The following is a 343-nucleotide window of genomic DNA, read 5'->3' on the forward strand; positions in this document are numbered from 1 at the left end:
AGGTGTCTGGAGTTGTCTGAACTGTGAAAGTCTTGCTTGTTTCACCTTGTGCAAATGTTAGAGTTTCTGTTTTTTCAGTAAAGTCATTTGCACTTGCTGTGTCACCACTAGCTATGGATGTGGCTACGTTTACTGTTTGGTTAGCTTGAGTATCACCTGTACGAGTAACTGTGAAAGTGATACTATTACCTTCTGTTGCTGACGCTGCTGCAATACTAAATTGAGGACTAGAATCATCGTTATTAATAGTACCTTTGGCTGTACCATTGGTAGAACTAATAATTGCACCACTCGTAGGATTACTTAAACTGACTGTAAAGGTTTCATTACCTTCAAGTAAGGT

The 343-nt window shown here is 39.1% G+C and carries 1 protein-coding gene; it reads right to left on the bottom strand.

The window, feature by feature from the left end; translation table 11 throughout:
* A partial coding sequence (locus FFR48_RS28575) for a Calx-beta domain-containing protein (protein WP_307722548.1) occupies positions 1-343 on the bottom strand: 343 nt, incomplete at both ends.

The organism is Sphaerospermopsis reniformis (genome assembly GCF_005402885.1).
Classification (GTDB): domain Bacteria; phylum Cyanobacteriota; class Cyanobacteriia; order Cyanobacteriales; family Nostocaceae; genus Sphaerospermopsis; species Sphaerospermopsis kisseleviana.